The sequence below is a fragment of the Micromonospora sp. PLK6-60 genome, assembly GCF_019890675.1.
In the GTDB taxonomy this organism is placed as follows: domain Bacteria; phylum Actinomycetota; class Actinomycetes; order Mycobacteriales; family Micromonosporaceae; genus Micromonospora.
This window is the reverse complement of sequence record NZ_JAIOAA010000007.1, coordinates 155591-173391: the sequence shown is the minus strand read 5'-3', so window position 1 is coordinate 173391 and position 17801 is coordinate 155591. Positions and strand designations below refer to the sequence as shown.

The 17801-nt window shown below is 72.6% G+C and carries 11 protein-coding genes; 7 read left to right on the top strand and 4 right to left on the bottom strand.

What is annotated here, in order from left to right:
• Positions 1 to 101 precede the first annotated feature (101 nt).
• Both ccrA and mce read right to left on the bottom strand, forming a co-directional pair.
• Positions 102 to 1457, bottom strand: a complete 1356-nt coding sequence (gene ccrA, locus K7640_RS16155; protein WP_222955795.1) for a crotonyl-CoA carboxylase/reductase — start codon at positions 1455 to 1457, stop codon at positions 102 to 104.
• Between the two features lie 318 nt (positions 1458 to 1775).
• A complete protein-coding gene (gene mce / locus K7640_RS16150; protein WP_222955655.1) occupies positions 1776 to 2240 on the bottom strand; it encodes a methylmalonyl-CoA epimerase in 465 nt (154 codons plus the stop codon).
• A gap of 62 nt (positions 2241 to 2302) precedes the next feature.
• On the opposite strand from mce, the gene K7640_RS16145 reads away from it, so the two are divergent.
• The 6 genes from K7640_RS16145 (at position 2303) to K7640_RS16120 (ending at position 9334) form a co-directional block, all read left to right on the top strand.
• Positions 2303 to 3502, top strand: coding sequence for an acetyl-CoA C-acetyltransferase (locus tag K7640_RS16145; protein WP_222955654.1), 1200 nt, complete (start codon positions 2303 to 2305; stop codon positions 3500 to 3502).
• A gap of 78 nt (positions 3503 to 3580) precedes the next feature.
• On the top strand, positions 3581 to 4585 hold the full coding sequence (gene meaB / locus K7640_RS16140) for a methylmalonyl Co-A mutase-associated GTPase MeaB (protein WP_222955653.1): 1005 nt from the start codon (positions 3581 to 3583) through the stop codon (positions 4583 to 4585).
• Positions 4586 to 4834: 249 nt separating this feature from the next.
• Entirely contained in the window at positions 4835 to 5218 is a 384-nt protein-coding gene (locus K7640_RS16135; protein WP_255609224.1) for an Asp23/Gls24 family envelope stress response protein, read from the top strand.
• 97 nt (positions 5219 to 5315) lie between these two features.
• Positions 5316 to 7004 (top strand): methylmalonyl-CoA mutase, encoded by a 1689-nt coding sequence (locus K7640_RS16130; protein WP_222955652.1) that lies wholly within the window; start codon positions 5316 to 5318, stop codon positions 7002 to 7004.
• A gap of 140 nt (positions 7005 to 7144) precedes the next feature.
• On the top strand, positions 7145 to 8062 hold the full coding sequence (locus K7640_RS16125) for a tetratricopeptide repeat protein (RefSeq protein WP_222955651.1): 918 nt from the start codon (positions 7145 to 7147) through the stop codon (positions 8060 to 8062).
• Positions 8063 to 8128: 66 nt separating this feature from the next.
• A complete protein-coding gene (locus K7640_RS16120; protein ID WP_222955650.1) occupies positions 8129 to 9334 on the top strand; it encodes an arginase family protein in 1206 nt (401 codons plus the stop codon).
• Positions 9335 to 9715: 381 nt separating this feature from the next.
• On the opposite strand, the gene K7640_RS16115 is transcribed toward K7640_RS16120, so the two are convergent.
• The gene (locus K7640_RS16115; protein ID WP_222955649.1) at positions 9716 to 11683 is read right to left on the bottom strand and encodes a penicillin-binding transpeptidase domain-containing protein; all 1968 of its coding nucleotides are present in this window, start codon (positions 11681 to 11683) and stop codon (positions 9716 to 9718) included.
• A 276-nt stretch (positions 11684 to 11959) separates the two neighbouring features.
• Here K7640_RS16115 and K7640_RS16110 point away from each other — a divergent pair, with 276 nt between their 5' ends.
• Positions 11960 to 17014: an NAD-glutamate dehydrogenase gene (locus K7640_RS16110; protein ID WP_222955648.1), complete on the top strand. Its 5055-nt coding sequence runs from the start codon at positions 11960 to 11962 to the stop codon at positions 17012 to 17014.
• 60 nt (positions 17015 to 17074) lie between these two features.
• Here K7640_RS16110 and K7640_RS16105 read toward each other — a convergent pair whose 3' ends face one another.
• Complete coding sequence (locus K7640_RS16105; RefSeq protein WP_374198098.1) at positions 17075 to 17713, bottom strand: class F sortase; 639 nt, start codon at positions 17711 to 17713, stop codon at positions 17075 to 17077.
• Positions 17714 to 17801: the final 88 nt, after the last annotated feature.

The window sequence follows — 17801 nt, the reverse complement described above, 5'->3', positions numbered from 1 at the left end:
TCGCGGGAATGGCGTACGGACGGTTGCCGAAAGGCAAAGACCGCTCACCGCAATGGACGGCCCGGCATCGTCCGTCGGGGCGGCCACCGGCGACCGCCCGGTCAGTGGCCCCGGAACCGGTTGATCGCGGTCTCGTGCCGGGCCCGCAGCTCGGGGTCCCGGACGCCCAGACCGTCCGCCGGAGCCAGGCAGCGCACCCCGACCTTGCCCTGGTGCGCGTTGCGGTGCACCTCGTACGCGGCCTGGCCGGTCTGCTCCAGCGGGTAGGTGCGGGAGACGGTGGGGTGGATCTGGCCGAGCGCGACCAGCCGGTTGGCCTGCCACGCCTCGTGGTAGTTGGCGAAGTGGCTGCCGACGATCCGCTTCAGGTGCATCCAGAGGTAACGGTTGTCGTACTGGTGCTGGAAGCCGCTGGTGGAGGCGCAGGTGACGATGGTGCCGCCCCGCTTGGCGACGTAGACGCTGGCGCCGAAGGTCTCCCGGCCCGGGTGCTCGAAGACGATGTCCGGGTCCTCGCCACCGGTCAGCTCGCGGATCCGCTCGCCGAACCGCCGCCACTCGTCCTGGTCCTGCGTCTCGTCGTCCTTCCAGAACCGGAAGCCCTCCGCGGCCCGGTCGATGACCAGCTCGGCGCCCATCTTTCGGCACAGCTCGGCCTTCTCCGGCGAGGAGACCACGCAGACCGGGATCGCCCCGCCGTTGAGCGCCATCTGGGTGGCGTAGCCGCCCAGGCCGCCGGAGGCGCCCCAGATCAGCACCACGTCGCCCTGCTTCATGTTGGCCCCGTGGTGCGACACCAACTGCCGGTACGCGGTCGAGTTGACCAGCCCGGGGCTGGCCGCCTCCTCCCAGCTCAGGTGGCGCGGCTTGGGCATCAGCTGGTTGGCCTTGACCACGCACAGCTCGGCCAGGCCGCCGAAGTTGGTCTCGAAGCCCCAGATCCGCTGCTGCGGGTCGAGCATGGTGTCGTCGTGGCCGGCCGCGTCCTCCAGCTCGACCGACAGGCAGTGCGCGACGACCTCGTCGCCGGCCTGCCACCGGGTCACCCCGGGCCCGGTCCGCAGCACCACGCCGGCCGCGTCCGACCCGACCACGTGGTACGGCAGGTCGTGCCGGCGGGTCAGCTCGGAGAGCCGGCCGTAGCGCTGGAGGAACTTGAAGGTGGGCAGCGGCTCGAAGATGCTGGTCCACACCGTGTTGTAGTTGATCGCGCTGGCCATCACGGCCACCAGCGCCTCGCCCGGGCCCAGCTCGGGGGTGGGCACCTCCTGGACGTGCAGCGCCTTGCGCGGGTCCTTGTCCCGGGTGGCCATCCCGTCGAACATCCGGGTGTCCTCGGCGCGGACCACCACGCCCCGGTAGCTCTCCGGCACCGACAGGCCGGCCAGGCCGGCGAGTTCCCGCTCGGGCCGGGCCGAGCCCTCCGCCGCCATGATCGCTTCACGGATGTCCTGCACGGTGACCTCCCGTTCGTCGCACCCGCTCACCGGGGCGGGGGTGCTGCCATCGTCGGCACCGGTACGACCGATCGCCATGTCGGCGGACGACATATCCGGCACCGGTCGCGCTCCTGTGGGGCCGGACGTTACTGAACGGTAGCTAGGGTCGGAAGTCCTCTGTGAAAAACTGCATCGGCCGATGCGTGGAGCTGTCCGTGGGAGCGCCCAAGCGCGCATCGCCGCACGCCCTCCCCGCGGGTTAGGCACGCCCTCCCGCGGGTTAGGAGGGGGCCCCGCTTAACAGACGGGTGTTAAGCGGGGCCCCTTCCTTACACCTCAGGCGGGCTGGACCAGTTCGATCAGCACGCCGCCGGCGTCCTTCGGGTGCACGAAGTTGATCCGGGAGTCGGCCGTGCCGCGCCTCGGCTGCTCGTAGAGCAGCCGGACCCCGCGCTCGCGCAGCGCCGCGCAGGCCGCGTCGATGTCCGCCACCGTGTACGCCACCTGCTGCACCCCCGGCCCGTTGCGGTCGAGGAACTTCGCGATCGTCGACTCCGGGGTCAGCGGGGCGAGCAGCTGCACGCAGCCGCCCTCGGTGGTCGGCCCGACGGCCAGCATCGCCTCGCGTACGCCCTGCTCGGTGTTGGTCTCGACGTGCACGCAGCGCATGCCGAAGGTCCGCTGGTAGAAGTCGATCGCGGCGTCCAGGTCGGCCACCGCGACCCCGACGTGGTCGATGCGGCGCAGGCCGATGTCTGTGACATAGTCGGCAGCGGGCTCGACGGGGGAGTTCTCAGCCATGGCGCTAGTCTGACCGAACAATCGTTAAGGCGTACAGGTCGGCACCCCCCTCGGAGGCAGGCATGGCTTCGGTGATCGTCAGCGGCGCGCGTACCCCGATGGGGCGGCTGCTGGGCAACCTCAAGGACCTTCCCGCGACCAAGCTGGGTGGCATCGCGATCAAGGCGGCGCTGGAGCGCGCCGGCGTGAACCCCGACCAGGTGCAGTACGTGATCATGGGTCAGGTGCTCCAGGCCGGCGCCGGTCAGATCCCGGCCCGCCAGGCGGCGGTCGAGGCGGGCATCCCGATGTCCACCCCGGCGCTGACCATCAACAAGGTCTGCCTCTCCGGCCTGGACGCGATCGCGCTGGCCGACCAGCTCATCCGGGCCGGCGAGTTCGACATCGTGGTGGCCGGCGGCATGGAGTCGATGACCAACGCCCCGCACCTGCTGCTCGGGCAGCGCTCCGGCTACAAGTACGGCGACGTGACGATCAAGGACCACATGGCCCTGGACGGTCTCACCGACGCCTGGGACTGCTGCTCGATGGGCGAGTCCACCGAGCGGCTCGGGGCGAAGCACGGCATCAGCCGCGAGGAGCAGGACGCCTTCGCCGCCGCCAGCCACCAGCGCGCCGCCGCCGCCCAGAAGAACGGCCACTTCGCCGACGAGATCACCCCGGTGATCATCCCGCAGCGCAAGGGCGACCCGCTGGTGATCAGCGAGGACGAGGGCATCCGCCCGGACACCACCACCGAGTCGCTGGCCAAGCTGCGCCCGGCCTTCACCAAGGACGGGACGATCACCGCGGGCAGCTCCTCGCCGATCTCCGACGGCGCCGCCGCGGTCGTGGTGATGAGCAAGGCCAAGGCCAAGGAGCTGGGGCTGACCTGGCTGGCCGAGGTCGGCGCGCACGGCAACGTCGCCGGCCCGGACAACTCCCTGCACTCGCAGCCGTCCAACGCCATCAACCACGCCCTGAAGAAGGGCGGGCTGAGCGTCTCCGATCTCGACCTGATCGAGATCAACGAGGCGTTCGCGCAGGTGGGCATCCAGTCGGCGCGCGACCTGGGGGTCGACCTCGACAAGATCAACGTCAACGGCGGCGCGATCGCGCTCGGCCACCCGATCGGCATGTCCGGTGCCCGGCTGGTGCTCACCCTGGCCCTGGAGCTCAAGCGGCGCGGTGGCGGCACCGGCGCGGCCGCGCTCTGCGGCGGCGGTGGCCAGGGCGACGCCCTGATCATCCACGTGCCGGCGGGCGCCGACGCCCAGCAGTGAGCGAGCAGGCCCGCGAGCCGAGCAGGAGGCATCACCAGTGAGCGAGCGGGTCCGCGAGCCGAACAGGGGACATGACAAGTGAGCGAGACCGTCGAGAACGCCCCGGCCGCGGCCACCGGTCCGGTGCGCCGCAGCCGGGACGTACCCCTGCTGGTCGAGCGGGCCCGCGCGGGTGACCCCCGCGCGGTGGCCCGGCTGATCACGCTTGTGGAGTCCGGTGACGAGGTGCTGCCGCAGGTCGCGGCGGCCCTCGCGCCGTACGCCGGGCAGGCCCAGGTGGTCGGCCTGACCGGGTCGCCCGGGGTGGGCAAGTCGACCACCACCAACGAGCTGGTCCGGGCGCTGCGGGCGCGCGGGCACCGGGTCGGGGTGCTCGCCGTCGACCCGTCCAGCCCGTTCACCGGCGGGGCGATCCTCGGGGACCGGGTGCGGATGCAGGACCACGCCACCGACCCGGGCGTCTACATCCGGTCGATGTCCAGCCGGGGCCACCTCGGCGGGCTCTCCGCCGCCACCCCGCAGGCGGTCCGGGTGCTGGAGGGCGCCGGCTGCGACGTGGTGCTGGTGGAGACCGTCGGCGTCGGGCAGGCCGAGGTGGAGGTGGCCTCGCTGGCCGACACCACCCTGGTGCTGCTCGCCCCGGGGATGGGCGACGCGATCCAGGCGGTCAAGGCCGGCATCCTGGAGATCGCCGACGTCTTCGTGGTCAACAAGGCCGACCGGGACGGCGCCGACGCCACGGTCCGCGACATCCAGGGCATGATCGCCCTCGGCGAGCGCGGCCCGGGCGAGTGGCGGCCCCAGGTGGTCCGCGCGGTCGCCGCCCGTGGCGAGGGGATCGACGACATCGCGGCGGCCATCGACAAGCACCGCGAGTGGCTGGAGCGCCACGACGAGCTGCGCCGTCGCCGGGAGGCGCGGGCCGCCGCCGAGGTCGAGGCGATCGCGCTGGGCACGCTGCGCGACCGGATCGGCTCGCTGCGCGACGGTACGCAGTTGCCGACGCTCGCGGCCAAGGTGGCCGAGGGCGCGATCGACCCGTACGCGGCGGCCGACGAACTGCTGGCCCAACTCGCCTCCTAGCCCCCCGGCCCCGCCCCACCCCCTCGGCCCCCGCCGCGCAGCCCCTCCGGGCCCCGGCCGCGTCGATCATGGAGTTGTGGCCCCTGACGAAGGCCGCGCAACGGGCATCCGGGGCGCCTCAAGTCCATGATCGACGGTGGGGTCGGGCGGGGACGTGGGTGGGCGGTCTGGTCTGTACGCTCCCGGGGGGTCGGTAGGAGCGAGGGTGTGGGGGAGAGCGTGGAGCACGAGGCGACGCAGGAGCTGTCGATGACGCCCGCCGCCACCGCGGGTGGCACGACGCACATCTCCGACGAGGTGGTGGAGAAGATCGCGGTGGCCGCCGCGAAGTCGGTGCCCGGGGTGGCCGAGCTGGGCGGCGACGTGGCCCGGTTCTTCAACGCCGTGCTCGACCGGATCGGGCTGGACGAGGTGGGTGACGCCCGGCGCGGTTGCTCGGCGCACGTGACGAACGGCGCGGCGGTGGTCAACCTGACCATCGTGATCGACGGCGGCCGGCCGGTGCCCGAGGTGACCGAGGCGGTCCGCGCGGCCGTGACCTCGGCGGTCGAGGCGTACGGGCTGCGGGCCGACGAGATCAACATCCGGGTGGACGACGTGGCGCTGGGCGGTCCGGCGGTGCCGTCGAGCTGAGTCGGGTTACCGGCGGGTACCCGGTTGGCTTAGCGATCGTTCAGGCGGGCGTTCTACACTCGGTCTTCAGTCGAGGACTCGAGGAGGAGCCCCGCGCATGAACGCCGACGAGATCGCCGCCGGTCGGGCCCGCTGGCAGGCCCGCTACGACGCCGCCCGCAAGCGGGACGCGGACTTCACCACGCTCTCCGGCATGCCGGTGGACCCGGTGTACGGCCCGCCCGAGGGCGTGGCGCACCCCGGCTTCGAGCGGATCGGCTGGCCGGGTGAGTTCCCGTACACCCGGGGTCTCTATCCGACCGGTTACCGCGGGCGGACCTGGACCATCCGGCAGTTCGCCGGCTTCGGCAACGCGCGGCAGACCAACGAGCGGTACAAGATGATCCTCGGCGCCGGCGGCGGCGGGCTCTCCGTGGCCTTCGACATGCCGACGCTGATGGGACGCGACTCGGACGACCCGCAGTCGCTCGGCGAGGTCGGCCACTGCGGCGTCGCCATCGACACCGCCACCGACATGGAGGCGCTCTTCGACGGCATCGACCTGGCCGGGGTCACCACCTCGATGACCATCTCCGGCCCGGCGGTGCCGGTGTTCTGCATGTACCTGGTCGCCGCCGAGCGGCAGGGCGCGGAGCTGTCCACCCTGGACGGCACGCTCCAGACGGACATCTTCAAGGAGTACATCGCGCAGAAGGAGTGGCTCTTCGACCCGGAGCCGCACCTGCGCCTCATCGGCGACCTGATGGAGTACTGCGCCCGGGAGATCCCGAAGTACAAGCCGCTCTCGGTCTCCGGTTACCACATCCGCGAGGCGGGCTCGACCGCCGCGCAGGAGCTGGCGTACACCCTCGCCGACGGGTTCGGCTACGTCGAGCTGGGGCTCTCGCGCGGCCTGGACGTCAACGTCTTCGCCCCCGGCCTGAGCTTCTTCTTCGACTCGCACGTCGACTTCTTCGAGGAGATCGCCAAGTTCCGGGCCGCCCGCCGGATCTGGGCCCGCTGGCTGCGCGACGTGTACGGCGCCACCAGCGAGAAGGCGCTCTGGTTGAAGTTCCACACCCAGACCGCCGGGGTGTCGCTGACCGCCCAGCAGCCGGTCAACAACGTGGTCCGCACCGCGGTCGAGGCGCTCGCCGCCGTGCTCGGCGGCACCAACTCGCTGCACACCAACGCCCTCGACGAGACCCTCGCGCTGCCCACCGACGAGTCCGCCGAGATCGCCCTGCGTACCCAGCAGGTGCTGATGGAGGAGACCGGGGTGGTCAACGTGGCCGACCCGCTCGGCGGCTCCTGGTACGTCGAGGCGCTCACCGACAAGATCGAGGCCGAGGCGGAGGAGATCTTCGCCCGGATCAGGCAGCTCGGCGGGGACGGCCCGCACCAGATCGGCCCGATGACCTCCGGCATCCTGCGCGGCATCGAGGACGGCTGGTTCACCGGGCACATCGCCGAGTCGGCCTTCGTCTACCAGCAGGCGCTGGAGAAGGGCGACAAGAAGATCGTCGGGGTCAACTGCCACACCGGCACGGTGGCCAAGGAGCTGGAGATCCTGCGCATCTCGCACGAGGTGGAGGTGGAGCAGCGCCGGGTGCTCGCCGAGCGCAAGGCCGGACGGGACGACGCCGCGGTGAAGGCCGCCGTGCGGCGCATGATCGAGGTGAGCCGTACCGGCGACAACATGATCCCGGCGATGCTCGACGCGGTCCGCGCCGAGGCCACCCTGGGCGAGATCTGCGACGCCCTGCGCGGCGAGTGGGGCGTGTACCGCGAGCCGGCCCGCTTCTGAGGTGTAAGGAGGGGCCCCTTGTTAACAGACGTCTGTTAACAAGGGGCCCCTCCTTACACTCCCGACCAGGCGTGACAGGCGCAACTGGTGGCGTCGTGGATGATCTGAGTTCCGCGTCGCGCGTGCGAGACTAGGTAACCATGAGCGACCCACGGATCACCTCGTCGATCTTCACCCGCGGCGCGGTCGACCTCAGCGCGCTGCGCACCCCCGCCCCCACTCCGGCCCGTCCCGCCACACCGGCCCAGTCCGGCCCGCCCACCGGCCTGCCGGGCGCCCCGGCCGGCGGCGGCACCGTCATCGACGTGACCGAGGCGACCTTCCAGGCGGAGGTGCTCGAACGGTCGCTCGAGACCCCGGTGATCGTGGACTTCTGGGCCGAGTGGTGCGAGCCGTGCAAGCAGCTCTCCCCGGTGCTGGAGCGGCTGGCCGCCGAGGGCGGCGGCGCCTGGGTGCTCGCCAAGATCGACGTGGACGCCAACCCGCGCATCGCGCAGATGTTCCGGGTCCAGGGCATCCCGATGGTATACGCGGTGGTCGGCGGCCAGCCGATCGACGCCTTCTCCGGGGTGGTGCCCGAGGCCCAGCTCCGCCAGTGGATCTCCGCCGTGCTCAAGGCCGGTGGCGTCGCCGTTGCCCAGCCCGAGGACCCCCGGCTGGACGAGGCCGACGACGCCCTGATGACCGGCGACCTGGACGCCGCCGAGGCGGCGTACCGGAAGATCCTCGCCGAGTCGCCCGCGGACGCCGCGGCGGAGGCCGGCCTGGCCCAGGTCGGGCTCGCCCGCCGGGTCGGTGCCACCGACCCGCGGGCCGCGCTCGCCGCGGCCGCCGACGCCCCCGACGACGTCGACGCCCAGCTGCTCGCCGCGGACGTCGAGGTGCTCAGCGGCCTGGCCGAGCAGGCGTACGCGCGGCTGGTCGGCCTGGTCCGGCGGAGCGCCGGCGACGACCGGGAGCGGGTACGCCAGCACCTGGTCTCGCTGTTCAGCGTCGCCGGCCCGGACGATCCGGCGGTCGCCTCCGCCCGCCGGGCACTGGCCAGCGCCCTGTTCTGAGTTCGTCACACGCCAGCGCGGGCCGGCGTTCCGGCCGGCCCGCCCGACCACCGAGGACGGGAGCCCATGATGCGCCGGATCGCCGTCCTCGACGCGCCGACCAACCTGGGGTTGCGCCCACCCACGCCCAGCTCGGTGCCGGGCTGCGCCAAGGCCCCGGGCGCGCTGCGCGACCACGGCCTGCTGGCCCGGCTGCGGGCCCGCGACGCCGGCTGCCTCACTCCACCCCGGTACGACCCGGGGGACTGGCGCCCGGGCGACGGCGTCTGCCACGCGCCGGAGATCTCCGGATACTCCACCCTGCTGGCCGACCGGATCGGCGAGATCATCGACCGGGGTGAGTTCCCGCTGGTGCTCGGCGGGGACTGCTCGGTGCTGCTCGGCTCGGCGCTGGCCATGCACCGGCTCGGCGAGGCGGTCGGCGGCCGGATCGGCCTGGTCTTCGTCGACGGCCACTCCGACTTCCGGCACCCCGGCAACGCCTCGTACGTGGGCGCGGCGGCGGGGGAGGACCTCGCCCTGGTGACCGGGCGGGGACAGGCCGACCTGGCCGCCATCGAGGGGCGTCGGCCCTACTTCCGGGACATCGACGTGGTGGTCCTCGGCATCCGGGCCCAGGACGAATACCGGCTCGACCTCCAGGCCGCCGGCATCACCACCCGGCCGGTGCCGGCGCTGCGGGCCGAGGGGGCGGCCCGGACCGCCCAGTGGGCGCACGAGCAGCTCGCCGACTGCGCCGGCTACTGGGTGCACATCGACGTGGACGTGCTCGACCCGGCGGTGATGCCCGCCGTGGACGCGCCGGACCCCGGCGGGATCGCCTTCGCCGAGCTGGAGATCCTGCTCGCCGGGCTGGTGGACACCCCGCACTGCCTCGGCGTCGAGCTGACCGTCTTCGACCCCGACTACGACCCCGACGGGTCGTACGCCGCCGAGATCGTCAACACCGTGGCGGCCGGGTTGGCCCCGGTCGGTGCCCCGGAGGCGGTGCCGCCACGGTTGCTGCCCTCGGCCCCGCCACCGCAGCGGGCCGCGGCTCGTCGGTCTCCCGTCGGCGACGTGCCCGCGGAGAGGGCCGAGTCGGACCCCGTCGACATCTCCTCCCCGCGCGACGCGGTGCCGGCGGTGGAGGTCCCGGCTCGGCCGGCCTTCACGACCTCGGTGCCTGCGCTCGCTGTCGAGCCGGTCGGCCCACCGGCCTCGGTCGGTCCAGGGCTGCTACGCCGCGCGCCCGAACCGCAGGACGGATCGGACGCCGCCAGCTCCGGCTGAGCCGCCTGTCGGGCCGTCCGGGGCGGAACTGCCGCGACCCGCCGCATGTCGGGCCGTCGTCCGGGGCGGGACTGGCGTCACTTGCCGCATGTCGGGCTGTCGTCCGGGCGGGACTGGCCCACCTGCCGCAAGTCGGGGCGTCCTGACGCTATGTCGGGCTGTCGTCCGGGGCGGGCCTGGCGCAACCCGCCGCATGTCGGGCTGTCGTCCGGGCGGGACTGGCCCACCTGCCGCAAGTTGGGGCGTCCTGACGCTCGGAAGGGCCATCTCGCCGCAAGTTGGCGTGATCTTGGCGCGCGCCGGCCGCCGGCGTCGGTGGTCGGGCGGCCGGCGGCCGGCGTCGGTGGCCGGGTGGTCGGGTGGTCTGGTGGGTGGGGTGGGTCAGCGGGCGGCGGAGAGGGCGCGGAGGAAGCGCTCGGCGGCCGGGACCGCGCTCGCCGCACTCGACCCGCCCTGCTCGACGAAGACGGCGAACGCGACGTCGCCCTGCCAGCCGACGAACCAGGAGTGCAGGTGCTTCGGGTCGTTGTCGTACTCGGCGGTGCCGGTCTTGCCGTGCACCGGGCCGCCGGGCACGTCCGCGAGCGCCTTGGCGGTGCCGGCGGTGACCACCTCGCGCATCATCGTGCGCAGCGGGCCGAGCGAGGACGCCTTGAGCTCCGGGCCCGGCTCGGCGGTCTTCGCCGGGGCCGGGTCCAGCACCACCTTCGGCTGCTCCCAGTGGCCGCGCGCCACGGCGGCGGTGGCGCCGGCCATGGCCAGCGGACTCACCACCGTGGTGCCCTGACCGAACGCCGCGGCGGCCCGCTCGGCGGCCGAACCGCCGGTGGAGACCTTGCCGGTGAAGGCGTCGACGCCGAGGTCCCAGTCGCCCTCCAGGCCCAGCTGGCGGCCGGTGGTGGCGAGCCCGTCGGCGCCCAGTTTCGGGGCCAGGAAGGCGAACGCGGTGTTGCAGGACTTGGCGAAGTCGGTGCGGAACGGCACCGAGCCGAGCTCGAAGTTGTCCGAGTTCTTGAACGAGCGCCCCTCGACGGGGTAGGTCTTCGGGCAGTTCACCTTGCCGTCCAGGGTCACCGCACCCCGGTCGAGCAGGCCCAGCGTGCTGACCATCTTGAACGTGGACCCGGGCGGCACCTGGGCGGTGAAGGCGAGGTTCTGCCCGGCCGGCCCCGGGCCGTTGGCCACGGCGAGGACGGCGCCGTCACTGATCCGCGTCGCCACCAGCGCGGACCGCCGCTTCTCCCCGCGCAAGGCGGTGTCCGCGGCGTTCTGGGTGGCCACGTCCAACGTGGTCTTCACCGGCTCGCCGGGCTTCGGCTCGACGGTGAACAGGGTCTTCCCGGCGGGCTCCGGCTGGCCGTCGGGGCGGGTCCGGGTGACGCTCACGGTGAGCCCGGCGGTGCCGCCCAGCCGCTCGTCGTAGCGGCCCTGGAGGCCGCCGTGGCCGACCAGGTCACCCTGCCGGTAGCGGTCCGGGTGGGCCTTCAGGTCGTCGGCGGTCGCCTCGTCGACGGAGCCGAGCAGGGCGCGGGCGAACTCCCGGGTGGGCGCCAACTGGCGCTCGCCGGACGGGAACTTCACCCCCGGCAGGTCGTAGATCCTGGACTTGATCTGCTGGTACGCCTCGTCCCGCAGGGTCACCACGCCGACCAGCGCGGTGGGCTTCGCCGAGGCGAGGCGCTTCGGCAGGTCGGTGAGGTCGACCGGCGGCGTGATCGGCGGCCGGACGGCCTTGAAGGCGGCGTCCAGCTTCGCGATGGTGCCGGGTACGTCGGTGACCTGGTTGGGCTGGACGCTGACGTCGATCACCTTGCGGGGCGCCACGATCGGCTGCCCGGCGGCGTCCAGGATGCTGCCGCGGGTGGCACCGTTGCGCGCCACCGTCAACCGCTCGCCGGCCTCGAGCTGCTCGTGCACCAGGGCCGGCTCCCAGATCACCTGCCACTTGTCGTCACCGCCCCGGCGCAGGCTCAGCTGCCGGTCGTACGCCCACTTCGCCCCCTGCGGGAGCGCCCACTCGACCCGGTAGCCGGCGGTGGCGATGTCCTTGGTGATCGTCGGGTCGCCGGCGCGGCGCAGCGTCGGCGGGGTGCCGGCCAGCTCCCCGGAGAGTTCCTTGATCACCTTGCTGACCTCGCTCGCCGGCACCTTGGCCCCGGTCGGGTCGACGAAGCCCACGGCGTTCAGGTCGCCCGAGCGCCAGCCGGCCAGGAACGCGTCCACGCTGCCCTCCGGGCCGTCCCCGCCGGAGCACCCGGTCAGCGCGCCGGCGGCCAGCACGACAGCGGTCAGCGGGGCCAGGAACGCCCGAACGGGTGAACGGCGGCGGTCGGGGTACGACACGGGCATGAAGCTTTCCTCCGGTCTCTGGCTGCCCTGCACGGTAGTACGTCCGGCCTGTTCGCATCGCCCGCCCGCTGCGCGACAAGGTGGTCGCGTCATGTGATGAACATCGCCGCGCGGGGTAATCCGCGAGCGGCCAACCTCGTACCCGCAACGGGTGAAAGGACGAAGTCCCGGACCGGACGTCCGGTCGGAGGTCCGCCGACGCACGCACAGGGCGGCGGGCCTAGGCTTGGGCGGCAGAGTGACCCACAACGCGGTGGGTCGAGGGGAGTGGCACCGATGGACCGGCGTCCGGCGATCAAACCGGGACCCGACCTCCGGCAGGATGACACCGGCCGGGACGACGACAGCTTCGATTCGGCGACCGACGGGGACGGCTACGGCCGCCTCGCCACAGGAGTGACCGGGATGACCGGTTCGAGTATCGACACCATCTACGATCTGGGTCTGCCGCCGGAGGCGTTGGGCGACGACGTGGAGGACGCCGAGCTCGACGAGCCGGTGCCGAACGCGGAGCGCCTGGTGGCCCAGGCGGTGGCGCTGGCCGGCGACGACCATGACGCGGCCACCCTGGTCGGCCGCTTCTGGCGGTTCGCGCCGGACGAGGAGCTGATCGGCTTCACCGCCGAGGAGATGCTCGCGGCCGCCCGGGCGCACCGGGAGTTGGCCCAGCAGCGGGTGCCCGGCGAGCTGAAACTGCGGATCCACGAGCCGCACGCCGACCAGCACCACACGGTCGTCGAGATAGTCGCCGACGACATGCCGTTCCTGGTCGACTCGGTGACGGCGTTGCTCAACACCCACCACCTGGACGTGCACCTGCTGGTGCACCCGCTGGTGGTGGTGCGCCGCGAGCCGTTGGGCCGGCTGACCGAGGTCTCCGCCGACGTCGAGCCGGACGACGCCATCGCCGGCGACCTGGTCGAGAGCTGGATGCGGATCGAGATCGACCCGGTCCGCGACCCGGCGGAGCGGGAACGGCTGCGCCGCGAGTTGCAGCGGGTGCTGACCGACGTGCGGGAGGCGGTGGAGGACTGGCCGAAGATGCGCCAGCGCGCCCTGGCCCTCGCCGACGAGCTGGCCGCCGCCCGCACCTCGGACAACCGCCCGCCGGTGCCGGAGAAGGACATCACCGACTCGGTGGAGCTGCTCCGGTGGCTCGCCCACGACCACTTCACCTTCCTGGGCTACCGGGAATACCGGCTGGTCGACGCCACGTCGGGCGGGCAGGCGCTGGAGGCGGTGCTCGGCACCGGCCTGGGCATCCTGCGGCAGGACTCCCCGGAGGCCCGCTCGCTGAACTCCATGACGCCGGAGGCGCACGAGAAGGTCACCGAGAAGCGCCTGCTCATCATCACCAAGGCGAACTCGCGGGCCACCGTGCACCGGTCGGCCTACCTCGACTACATCGGGTTCAAGATCTTCAACGACGCGGGCGAGGTGGTCGGCGAGCGGCGTTTCCTGGGCCTGTTCTCCACCGCCGCGTACCGGACCAGCGTCCGGGAGCTGCCGGTGGTCCGCCGCAAGGTGGCCGAGGTGCTCGACCGCTCGGGCCTGAGCCAGCGCAGCCACTCCGGCAAGGACCTGCTCCAGATCCTGGAGACCTACCCGCGCGACGAGCTGTTCCAGATCAAGACCGACGACCTGTACCACGCGGTGATCGGCGTGCTGCGGATGGCCGGCCGCCGGCAGCTGCGGGTCTTCCTGCGCCGGGACGCCTACGGGCGGTTCATCTCCTGCCTGATCTATCTGCCGCGGGACCGGTTCACCACCCAGAACCGGCTGCGCATGCAGGACATCCTGCTCCGCGAGCTGAACGGCGTCGGGGTGGACTACACCACCCGGGTGACCGAGTCGATGTTGGCCCGGGTGCACTTCATCGTGCGTACCGACCCGACCAACCCGCCCGGCGACATCGACGCCGACCTGCTCGCCGAGGAGCTGGCCGACGCCACCCGGCTGTGGGACGACGACTACCGGCTGGTGCTGGAGCGCAAGCTCGGCGACGAGCAGGCCAAACACCTGTTCGCCCGGTACGCCGACGCCTTCCCGGAGGGCTACAAGGACGGGCACACGCCGTACGAGGCGATGAAGGACCTGGCCAAGCTGGAGCTGCTGGAGGAGCCCGGCCAGCTCGAGATGCACCTGTTCCGCAAGCAGCTCGCGCCGCGCGTCAACGGCCCCGGCCGGGACGTCGACGAGAGCATGGACGTCCGGTTCAAGGTCTACCGGTACGGCGAGCCGATGATGCTCTCCGCGGTGCTGCCGGTGCTGCACTCGCTCGGCGTGAAGGTGGTCGACGAGCACCCGTACGAGGTCGAGCGGGTCGACGGCCGGATCTTCCTGTACGACTTCGGCCTGCGCCTGCCCGAGGCGCACCAGGAGTTGGCCGAGGTGCGCCCGCACGTGGAGAACGCCTTCGCGGCGGCGTGGCGGGGCGAGGCCGAGGTGGACGGCTTCAACGAGCTGGTGCTGCGCGGCGGCCTCACCTGGCGGCAGGTGGTCGTGCTGCGGGCGTACGCGAAGTATCTGCGGCAGGCCGGCACGGTCTTCTCGCAGGACTACATGGAGTCCACCTTCATCGCGTACCCGCAGATCGCCCGGCTGCTGGTGGAGCTCTTCGAGGCCCGGTTCGCCCCGGGCACGGCCACCCTGGACGAGCGGCGGGAGCGCAGCGGCGAGCTGGTCGCCGCCATCGGCGAGGCGCTGGACGAGGTGGCCAGCCTCGACCAGGACCGGATTCTGCGGGCGTACCTCAACCTGATCCAGGCCACCCTGCGCACCAGCTTCTACCAGAAGCCGGTCGGCGGTCGGCCCAAGCCGTACGTGGCCTTCAAGCTGGACCCGCAGGCCATCCCGGACCTGCCGGCGCCGCGGCCGAAGTTCGAGATCTTCGTGTACTCGCCCCGGTTCGAGGGCGTGCACCTGCGGTTCGGTCCGGTGGCCCGCGGCGGGCTGCGCTGGTCCGACCGGCGGGAGGACTTCCGCACCGAGGTGCTCGGCCTGGTCAAGGCCCAGATGGTGAAGAACGCGGTGATCGTGCCGGTGGGCGCCAAGGGCGGCTTCGTGCTGAAGCAGAAGCCGGGGGACCGGGACGAGGCGGTCACCTGCTACAAGGAGTTCATCTCCGCCCTGCTGGACGTCACCGACAACATCGTCAGCGGCGAGATCGTCCCGCCGGCCGACGTGGTGCGGCACGACGCGGACGACCCGTACCTGGTGGTGGCGGCGGACAAGGGCACCGCGACGTTCTCCGACATCGCCAACGAGATCTCCGCGGCGCACCACTTCTGGCTGGGCGACGCGTTCGCCTCCGGTGGTTCGGCCGGCTACGACCACAAGAAGATGGGCATCACCGCCCGGGGCGCCTGGGAGTCGGTGAAGCGGCACTTCCGGGAGCTGGGCCACGACACCCAGACCCAGGACTTCACGGTGACCGGCGTCGGCGACATGTCCGGCGACGTGTTCGGCAACGGGATGCTGCTGTCGAAGCACATCCGGCTGGTGGCCGCCTTCGACCACCGGCACATCTTCCTGGACCCGGATCCGGACGCCGCCACCTCGTTCCAGGAGCGCAAGCGGCTGTTCGACCTGCCCCGGTCGTCCTGGGCGGACTACAACCCGGAGCTGATCTCGGAGGGCGGCGGCATCCATCCGCGTACCGCCAAGTCCGTGCCGATCACCCCGCAGGTCCGCACGGTGCTCGGGCTGGACGACGACGTCACCCAGCTCAGCCCGCAGGAGCTGATGAAGGCGATCCTGACCGCCCCGGTCGACCTGTTCTGGAACGGCGGCATCGGCACCTACGTCAAGGCGTCGACGCAGACCAACGCCGAGGTCGGGGACAAGTCCAACGACGCCATCCGGGTGGACGGCAAGAGCCTGCGCTGCCGGGTGGTCGGCGAGGGCGGCAACCTGGGCTTCACCCAGCACGGCCGGATCGAGTACGCCGCCGGCGGCGGCCGGATCTACACCGACTTCATCGACAACGCGGCCGGGGTGGACTGCTCCGACCACGAGGTGAACATCAAGATCCTGCTGAACACGGCGGTCGCCGACGGCGCGCTGACCGTCCCGCAGCGGGACGAGCTGCTCGCCCAGATGACCGACGAGGTCGCCGAGCTGGTGTTGCAGGACAACTACGACCAGGCCCGGGCGCTCAACACGGCCCAGGCCCAGGCGGCCTCGCTGCTGCCGGTGCACCGGCGGATGATCAGCGAGCTGGAGCGGGCCGGCCAGCTGGACCGGGCGCTGGAGGGGCTCCCGCCGGACGAGGAGCTGGCGGTGCGCACCGAGTCCGGGCTCAGCGCGCCGGAGTTCGCCGTGCTGCTGGCGTACGTCAAGATCGTCCTGGAGAAGGAGATCCTGGCCGAGGGGCTCGCGGACGAGGAGTGGACGACCGACGTCCTGGTCAACTACTTCCCGACCCCGATGCGGGAGCGTTTCGCCGACCGGATGTCCCGGCACCGGCTGCGCCGGGACATCGTCACCACGGTGCTGGTCAACGAGGCGATCAACCGCGGCGGCATCTCGTTCGTCTTCCGGGTGGTCGAGGAGACGGCCGCCTCGGCGGCTGACGTGATCCGGGCGTACGTGGTGGTCCGTGAGGTGTTCGGGCTGCGCGCGCTGTGGGACGCGGTCGAGGCGCTGGACACCAAGGTCTCGCCGGAGTTGCAGACCGCGGTCTACCTGGACACCCGGCGGCTGCTCGACCGCGCGGTGCGCTGGCTGGTCACCAACCGGCGCTCGCCGATCGACGTGCCGGCGGAGATCGCCCGGCTGCGCGACGGTGTCGCCACGCTGCTGCCGGGGCTGGAGGACCTCTTCTACGGCAGCGAGCGGGAGGCGATCGTCGCGCACATGGACGCGCGGACCGGCGAGGGCCTGCCGCGCGAGCTGGCCGAGCAGGCGACCCGGCTGATGTACAGCTTCGGCCTGCTGGACGTGGTGGAGACCGCGGCCAGCCGGCGGCGGGAGGTCGGCGAGGTGGCCCCGGTCTACTTCGTGCTGTCCGACCGGTTCCGGGTGGACAGCCTGCTGTCGAAGATCTCGCTGCTGCCGCGGGAGGACCGCTGGCAGACGCTGGCCCGGATGGCGCTGCGCTACGACCTGTACGCCGCGCTGGCCGCGCTCACCGCGGAGGTGCTCGACTCCACCCCGGACTCGCTGCCACCGCACGAGCGGGTGCAGCAGTGGGAGCAGTCGAACGCGACCTCGATCCACCGTGCCCAGCGGGCGATGGGCGAGTTCGACGAGTCCCGGGCGGACCTCGCGGCCCTGTCCGTGCTGCTGCGGCAGATCCGTACCCTGGTGCGGACCTCCGCCGCCGCCTGAGCCACGACGCGCAGCGGCCCGGCGTCCGGGGGGTCACCCCGGGCGCCGGGCCGCGCCCGCTCAACTCGTCATCGTGGCGTAGACGACGATGTTGTTCAGGTAGCTGCCGGCGGCCTGGTCGAAGGTGCCGCCGCAGGTCACCACCCGCAGGCCGGCCCGGTCGTTCGGGCCGTAGACCTGGTCGGCCGGGAACTGGGTCTTCGGGACCGACGTCACCTGCTCCACGGTGAAGGTGGCGTTCCGCCCGTCCTGGCGGGCCACCGTGATGGTGTCGCCGGGTTGCAGCGCCCCGAGGTTGAAGAAGACCGCCGGTCCGATCTTCGCCGAGTCGACGTGGCCGACGATGACCGCGTTGCCGGTCTCGCCGGGGCTGGCCCCCGGTTCGTACCAGCCGGCCTTGAGGGCGTCGTCCAGCGGCGGCACCTGGACCGTGCCGTCCGGGTTGGTGCCCAGCGACATGATGGCGGCCTGCACCCCGATCCGGGGGATCGAGATGGTGGTGGGGGCGGAGCGGGGCAGCGGTGCCGGTCCGGCGGGGCCGGCCGGGCTGCCACCGGGTACGTCCGGCGTGGCGGCTCCCGGCGGGAGCGGCACGTCCGGCGTGCCGGCGGCGTTGGGGGTGCCGGCGGTGTCCGGCGACAGGGCGGCGCCGGTGGGCGTCGCGGTGCCGGGGGCCGCCACGGTGCCGGGGCCCGCCACGGTGCCGGGCGCTCCGACCGCGCCGGGGGCGGCGTCGGAGGCCGGCGCGGTCGCCGCGGTTTCCGCCGCACCGGTCTCCGGCTGCTCG

Excerpts from the sequence above, each read along its gene's own strand:
- mce (WP_222955655.1), bottom strand. The coding sequence starts at position 2,240 with ATGGCTGAGAACTCCCCCGTCGAGCCCGCTGCCGACTATGTCACAGAC.
- K7640_RS16145 (WP_222955654.1), top strand. The coding sequence starts at position 2,303 with ATGGCTTCGGTGATCGTCAGCGGCGCGCGTACCCCGATGGGGCGGCTG.
- K7640_RS16135 (WP_255609224.1), top strand. The coding sequence starts at position 4,835 with ATGACGCCCGCCGCCACCGCGGGTGGCACGACGCACATCTCCGACGAG.
- K7640_RS16130 (WP_222955652.1), top strand. The coding sequence starts at position 5,316 with ATGAACGCCGACGAGATCGCCGCCGGTCGGGCCCGCTGGCAGGCCCGC.
- K7640_RS16125 (WP_222955651.1), top strand. The coding sequence starts at position 7,145 with ATGAGCGACCCACGGATCACCTCGTCGATCTTCACCCGCGGCGCGGTC.
- K7640_RS16120 (WP_222955650.1), top strand. The coding sequence starts at position 8,129 with ATGATGCGCCGGATCGCCGTCCTCGACGCGCCGACCAACCTGGGGTTG.
- K7640_RS16115 (WP_222955649.1), bottom strand. The coding sequence starts at position 11,683 with ATGCCCGTGTCGTACCCCGACCGCCGCCGTTCACCCGTTCGGGCGTTC.
- K7640_RS16110 (WP_222955648.1), top strand. The coding sequence starts at position 11,960 with ATGGACCGGCGTCCGGCGATCAAACCGGGACCCGACCTCCGGCAGGAT.